At 59.9% G+C, this 5,160-nt stretch carries 6 protein-coding genes and 4 pseudogenes; 5 read left to right on the forward strand and 5 right to left on the reverse strand.

Annotated features, from left to right (window positions below):
* Both E1N52_RS42825 and E1N52_RS44710 read left to right on the forward strand, forming a co-directional pair.
* Positions 1–249, forward strand: a pseudogene (locus tag E1N52_RS42825) (IS5/IS1182 family transposase); the annotation flags it as partial.
* A 109-nt stretch (positions 250–358) separates the two neighbouring features.
* Positions 359–520: pseudogene (locus E1N52_RS44710) on the forward strand (IS5/IS1182 family transposase); the annotation flags it as partial.
* Between the two features lie 140 nt (positions 521–660).
* On the opposite strand, the gene E1N52_RS42835 reads toward E1N52_RS44710, so the two are convergent.
* Complete coding sequence (locus E1N52_RS42835; protein WP_133191103.1) at positions 661–993, reverse strand: hypothetical protein; 333 nt, start codon at positions 991–993, stop codon at positions 661–663.
* 47 nt (positions 994–1,040) lie between these two features.
* Here E1N52_RS42835 and E1N52_RS44505 point away from each other — a divergent pair, with 47 nt between their 5' ends.
* A complete protein-coding gene (locus E1N52_RS44505) occupies positions 1,041–1,277 on the forward strand; it encodes a hypothetical protein (RefSeq protein ID WP_165979590.1) in 237 nt (78 codons plus the stop codon).
* A 197-nt stretch (positions 1,278–1,474) separates the two neighbouring features.
* Here the strand turns inward: E1N52_RS44505 and E1N52_RS42845 are convergent, their stop codons facing one another.
* Together E1N52_RS42845 and E1N52_RS42850 are read right to left on the reverse strand one after the other, a co-directional pair.
* Positions 1,475–1,852, reverse strand: a complete 378-nt coding sequence (locus E1N52_RS42845) for a DUF3564 family protein (RefSeq protein WP_028208655.1) — start codon at positions 1,850–1,852, stop codon at positions 1,475–1,477.
* 57 nt (positions 1,853–1,909) lie between these two features.
* Positions 1,910–2,360 (reverse strand): annotated as a pseudogene (locus E1N52_RS42850) (cupin domain-containing protein).
* Between the two features lie 328 nt (positions 2,361–2,688).
* On the opposite strand from E1N52_RS42850, the gene E1N52_RS42855 reads away from it, so the two are divergent.
* Together E1N52_RS42855 and E1N52_RS42860 are read left to right on the forward strand one after the other, a co-directional pair.
* Positions 2,689–3,153: a zinc-binding dehydrogenase gene (locus E1N52_RS42855; protein ID WP_133191105.1), complete on the forward strand. Its 465-nt coding sequence runs from the start codon at positions 2,689–2,691 to the stop codon at positions 3,151–3,153.
* Positions 3,154–3,192: 39 nt separating this feature from the next.
* Entirely contained in the window at positions 3,193–3,351 is a 159-nt protein-coding gene (locus E1N52_RS42860) for an NAD(P)-binding domain-containing protein (RefSeq protein ID WP_133191107.1), read from the forward strand.
* Between the two features lie 78 nt (positions 3,352–3,429).
* On the opposite strand, the gene E1N52_RS42865 is transcribed toward E1N52_RS42860, so the two are convergent.
* Positions 3,430–3,621, reverse strand: a complete 192-nt coding sequence (locus tag E1N52_RS42865) for a hypothetical protein (protein ID WP_133191109.1) — start codon at positions 3,619–3,621, stop codon at positions 3,430–3,432.
* Positions 3,622–4,030: 409 nt separating this feature from the next.
* Positions 4,031–4,879: pseudogene (locus tag E1N52_RS42870) on the reverse strand (transposase family protein); the annotation flags it as partial.
* Positions 4,880–5,160 lie beyond the last annotated feature (281 nt).

Consider the following 5,160-nt stretch of genomic DNA (forward strand, 5'->3'; position numbering starts at 1 on the left):
GGCATCACGCGGAGACTACGAGCGATGATCAGACGGCGCAGTGCGATCGAGCCAGCCATCGGCCACATGAAGACAGATGGCAAACTCGATCGGAACTGGCTGAAGGGAGCGCTCGGTGACGCGATGCACGCTGTGCTATGCGGCGCCGGTCACAACCTGCGGATGATCCTGAGGAAGCTGCGGCTTTTTTACGCCCTTGTTCTCATCGCCCTGTTCTTCGCTGTCGATCAGAGAGCATCCGCCCGCTGACGCCGATGTTGCCGATGACGGCCAAAACGAATTGTTCAGGGGCGACTACTTATCTTTTTGAACATCAAACCTGTAGCACCTCCGCCCCCGATACCGAATGCGGAAAGAAAGATTACGATGTCAGACGGTCGAGCATCCATTCTGAACCCTGAAATTCAGGATGGGAGCCGCATATTTCTAGACGAGGACACTTCAGAATGTGCGAACCGAGATGAGCCTGAACGTGCTGGCATATAACATGAAGCGGGCGATCAAAATCCTCGGAGCGTGAGCCATGAAAAATCGCGAGCTTCGATTGCTCCAATCGCACGCTGTATCGCTCGACGCGAGCGCTCGAAGAGCGTTTTCACACAGTCTCGACCCGCTCTTCGACTTTCCCGCACACCAACGACCGTTCTCATCAAAAACCCTTCAGTTTGAAGCCATATACCGTGGCATTTCCGCCACGTACGGCGTCGCGCCCTGTTCTATTGCCAAGACGGTGGTGAAATCGGCAGTCTGAAGTGCAGCGGTGTCTGCGCCCGCAATCGGACGTTTCCGCATGGCGCGCATCAGGATGTGGGTCATGTGCTGATAAAAGAGTTCGAGTTGACCTGCATCCGATGCATGAGGTGCCAAGTGGAAAGCCTCCTCAAGCGCCCGGCGTGGGATATGAAAACGTTGAAGCCCGCGAATCACGCGAACTTGAAACACGACCCCATCACTGTTGTGAGGGATTGCTGCCCAAACCAGCGCGCCGCCCATGATATGCCTCCATTTGGCTTCAAACCTGATTCAAAGCTCGTTGCCCTATGATGGCCCTCAAAAAATACATTTCAAAAATGCGACCGCTTGGCTTTGACGTTTTCACCACGCGAGGATTGCGAGGTTTGATTGTCACGACGGCTATTGCGTGGAAAGATGTTGTTGGCATCTGCGCCGTTCAACAGTGGGTCTACAAATTCAGGCTCGAGCGGCTGGGCGAGGAGGGCGGCGAAGTGGGCTTGATACCTAACCCGTGCCGCGGCGAGCAGCCTGCGCTGGGTTGAAGCCGTTGTTGAGCACGACGCTCGAAAAACCAGTTCGTGCCATCGGCAGTAGTTGGTCGATTTGGACGTCGGCATCGTTTATCCAAAGCGCTAACCAGACGCGTCACGCTGGAGCTGGAATAGTCCGATCCCGTTCACACGGGCTTTTGGGGATTCACCGAAGACTCGCATACAACCAGGCGAAGGCGCGTCCGAGGTCAGACCTCGTCCTCAGCGAACACGCTGTGCTCGGCAAGCACGGCGTCCTTGTCGACGCACTGCACATGCCAGTGCCCTGCAACGCCTGATCCGCTTTCGCGTTCAGTGCAGCACCAGAGTGCCTCGCCTGATTCCCCCTCGAACGGGCCAGTTTGGGCTTCCATGGCGAGGCCGTCGAGGATGAACAGGGGGCGCGCATCATGCTGATCGCACACCACCGTGCCGCGCGCATCGACCCGCAGCTTTCCCCAGTCGGGAAATTGGAGGCCGGCATGACCTTCGCGCGACCACTTGTGGGTGTCGTTGTCGAGCCAAAGGATCGCATAGGCATTCGGGTCAAGGCGGTCGAAGGTGCCGAGATGGAGCGTGATTCGCATGAATTTCTCCGGTCGTGTTCGTGGTTTCGTGACCCGCCACAGCAGTCGGCGGACATATCAACTGTACGTGCGGCGGCAAGCTTGTGTATGCGTCAGGGTGTCGCTTGCTGCCGCTTTATAGTTACCAGGGCGCCGGCGCGGCGCTTTCACGTCTACCGATTTGAATTCGGCAGGGCTCACGATTTCGATGTACTCGATGTCTGGCGCGTGTTCGAAGAGGACAGCGCCTGATGCACGCAATCGCCCGCTTCGACAAGCGTTTCCTTGTCGTCGTACACGAAGCGCGCCCGGTCTTTGAGCATACTGACGATATGAAAATCTGCCTCATGCCGGTGCCAGCCCGCGCCCAACTTCGGCGCAAGATTTGCCCTAAAAAGTTGCGCGACCACCTTGTGACCCTGACGATTTCCAGATCACGATAGACAAAGAAATCGCGCAGCCCACCGCGCGGGAATGACGTGTCCTGCGGCTTGACGTGCGAAAAACCGGTGGTGAGTCCGGTTTGCATGACAGGTCTCCCGAGTGCGATGGAAGAAGGGGCACCAGGTTTGGCAAGCACGACGCGTTCCAGCATCCTGAATTTGGCTTGGCACCCGGTGGTGGTTGCCCTGTCTCCCGATTTGTGACAGAACTAGATCGGCGTCAAGCTATCCATCGGCCGGCTCGCATCGACGCCTGGCTTCTGGCTGACGTACACCGTTCCTGCGAGAGCCAGCCCTCGTGGCACGTTGACTCATATGTGATACGTGATGAAAGTTCGCGAGAGCGCCCCGGTCAGCGGCAGAGTATGAGCGCAGCGTCCGCCGTCCTTGCTGGTGCAGGGCGCTTCGGGCGGCATGTCGACTGCGCTCATTCAGGTGGGTCGTGCTGCTGGCTTCGAGGTGCGGGCCACGACGCGCAATGACGAGGGTGCCGCGATCGCCGAGCGCCTCGGCGCCAACCGGATATTCCGCCATGGCGATCAGTTGCCGCGCCGCGCTGATGCACTCGTCGACAACATCGGCGCCATGACCTGGGCGGACAACCTGGGGGCAGTCAAACGCGGCGGCGTCGTGGTGATCCACGGGGTCACGACCGGCCATGCCGCGGAAACCGATCTGCTGCGCATCTGTGTCGAGCAGATCGACATAGGCGGCACCATCATGGGCACGCACGAAGAGATGAAAGCCATGATGCAGTTCATCATCCGTAACGACATCAAGCCGGAAGAAGCCGCTGTCGTGCCGATGACGGAGGCTCGTGCGGCGATCGCCGAGATGATTGACGGCCGCACGCGGGGAAAGACCGGCTTCACGCGATGAGCGCTCGGACGGATGCAATTCCAAGCTTTGGACACAGTGATGAAAATCGGTTTTATCGGCGCCGGCCTGATCGGCGGTGGCCTCGCTCGCCTGGCGGTGCAGGCGGGGCACGAGGTGATCGTTAGCAACTCGCGCGACCCGCGTACCCTTTTCAGCGTCGTTGCCGGCGGGTCGCGGCCGCGCCGGCACCGTAGCTGAGGCCGCCGCGCTCGGAGACGGGCTTCAGCGGCAGCCCTGGCTGCGTCTGGTCGAGTGTCAGCCGGACGGTCTTTCGTTTCAAAGGATCTTCAGATTCCGAATTTTGCCGATCGAGGGTGAGCGCTCAGCGATCAGGTTCGTGATGAATTCCGGCAGCAGCGCGCGCGGCACATTCACCGGTACATCGGCGATGACCCGAGACGGCACGTGAACGAAAAATTCTTTCGGCGCCGAGGCGAGACTGTGTTCGTAGCTGACGCGGATTTCCATGGCTTGATGTGCTGCGAGGTTATAAAGAAAAATGCGCAAGGCTGCCCGTGATGCGGAAGTCTCTGGCGTGCCGATTGCCTGCCAGAGACCGCACGGCGCGGTGCCTGTCTGCCTTCGACGCGCCGCCCGGGAACTGCTCATCGCTGAAGCCGAAGTTTCACTCCCGTGTCGGAGCATAGCGCCCATCGGCTATTGTCGGAGAGCGCGGACCTGCACGGGCAGACGGGTTTATTACAGCGTCGTACCCCATTTAATGTCCCCGCCAAGTTCAAATGTCGTGGAACCGGACATTTCAAAAAAGCCGTAACACCTAATGTCAAAGCCATTTTCAGATGTCGGGGTCCCGGCTAAATACAGATGTCGGGGTTGAGGTTGGTTCTGGGTGTGGTTGTTTTGCAGTCCTTTATATCTATCTGGAGGGGGTTTTTAGCACCGAGCCCCCCGGGTTGCGGTGAGTCCCCATTACCGCCGCATTCAAGTCCTCGAGCGTCACTTCGCGCTGCTTCCGTGTGCCAGGCAATGGTTCCGGTTTGCGTACCGCGGCGCCGCGATTGGTGCGGGATGGCGAGCCCGATACACGACGGTTGTCACGCTGCGCCTGGATCGCCTGGGCGACGCGCAGCGCATGGCCGAGCCGCTTGTGCTCGATCACGGCCCCCTGGTCGATTTCCGAGAGCTTGTCATAGGGGATACAGGGCAGTGCTGCACCGCCGGCCCGCAGCTCGATGCGACCGTCCGGATACTCCCATACCTCGATGTAGCGGCCGATCAGCCGGCGGGTTGCCGGCGTGTCCTTCAGCAGCCAGATCACGCGATCGTTCAGCACGGTCAGCGAACGCGATACCTTGCGGCGGACCCGCCACGTCAGGATCGCGTCCAGATTCTCGTCGGTGCGCAGCGGCCGGTGCGCATCGAACGTGCTTCTGGGCGGCTTTGCAAAGCGGGCGTTATAGGCCGCCATGAAGGCGGGCGCCCAGGCGTTGGCGGCCTCGATGGTGCTGATGCCGCGCAGCCGCAGCTCCTTCACCAGGCGATCCTGCAGCGTGAGGTGGGCGCGCTCCACGCGTCCCTTGGCGGGGCTTGAGTTCGCGCAGAACGTGTCGATATTGAGCCCATACATCGCCCGGCCGAACTGGGTGACACCTTTGCCTGCAGTCTCGGCGCGGCGCTTCACGTAAAAGACGCTCGCCTTGTCGCTGTAGAACGCCACCGGTTTGCCGTGGCGCTCCAGATACGCGCGCGTGGCCTCGAAATAGCTTCTATGAGGTATTCGAAGTCAAGCCCCCTCGATAGCGATTTTGATCGCCAGATTCTCTCTTTGGACTCCACGAGTTATCCTCGGCCTGCCGGCGGGGTCTCCTCATGTGGCCACGACGCCGGCAGGCGGTGGATAACTCGTGTGCGTCAACAAGTGGTTATCGGCTTTCTTTCCCTCCTGCTCAACACGTCAATAGTCTTTGGTTCGGAGCGCTCGATGTCGGGCGTATGCCCGATCTAACTTCTATCCGTGCCGGCACCACGGCCGGTCACCCTATACCG

Origin of the sequence: Paraburkholderia guartelaensis, assembly GCF_004353905.1 — a bacterium.
Taxonomy (GTDB): Bacteria; Pseudomonadota; Gammaproteobacteria; order Burkholderiales; family Burkholderiaceae; genus Paraburkholderia; species Paraburkholderia guartelaensis.

Bases quoted from the DNA above. Each gene is read 5' to 3' on its own strand.
- E1N52_RS44505 (WP_165979590.1), top strand. From the start codon at position 1,041: ATGATGGCCCTCAAAAAATACATTTCAAAAATGCGACCGCTTGGCTTT.
- E1N52_RS42855 (WP_133191105.1), top strand. From the start codon at position 2,689: ATGTCGACTGCGCTCATTCAGGTGGGTCGTGCTGCTGGCTTCGAGGTG.
- E1N52_RS42835 (WP_133191103.1), bottom strand. From the start codon at position 993: ATGGGCGGCGCGCTGGTTTGGGCAGCAATCCCTCACAACAGTGATGGG.
- E1N52_RS42865 (WP_133191109.1), bottom strand. From the start codon at position 3,621: ATGGAAATCCGCGTCAGCTACGAACACAGTCTCGCCTCGGCGCCGAAA.
- E1N52_RS42845 (WP_028208655.1), bottom strand. From the start codon at position 1,852: ATGCGAATCACGCTCCATCTCGGCACCTTCGACCGCCTTGACCCGAAT.
- E1N52_RS42860 (WP_133191107.1), top strand. From the start codon at position 3,193: ATGAAAATCGGTTTTATCGGCGCCGGCCTGATCGGCGGTGGCCTCGCT.